Genomic DNA, 328 nt, shown 5'->3' on the forward strand with positions numbered 1-328 from the left:
TCGAGCGCGTCGAAGCAGCCGCCACCGAATCACGCCAGGCCGGCGACACCCGCACGTGCGCCCAGCTGCAGGCAGATGCCCTCGCGGCGCTCGCCCTGACCGGTGTCACGCCCGAGGACGTCATGTCGAGCCCCGTGCTCCCGCACCCCGTCGAGGTCCAGGACCACATCAAGCCGACCGTGCAGATCACCGTGCCGGCGCTCACTATGGCCGGCGTCTCCGACGCACCCGGCATGCTCGACGGCTACGGTCCGATCGACCCCGAGACCGCGGCACGTATCGCGGTGAACGCGCCCAGCTTCACCCGGATCCTCGTCCAGCCGGAAAC

At 70.7% G+C, this 328-nt stretch carries 1 protein-coding gene; it reads left to right on the plus strand.

Translation table 11 applies throughout. The features are described 5' to 3' along the window. Positions 1 to 328, plus strand: a 328-nt coding sequence (locus tag IFU30_RS20045) for a DUF222 domain-containing protein (protein ID WP_192006904.1), incomplete at both ends; no start/stop codon positions are given.

Origin of the sequence: Plantibacter sp. CFBP 8798, from assembly GCF_014841195.1 — a bacterium.
In the GTDB taxonomy this organism is placed as follows: Bacteria; Actinomycetota; Actinomycetes; order Actinomycetales; family Microbacteriaceae; genus Plantibacter; species Plantibacter auratus.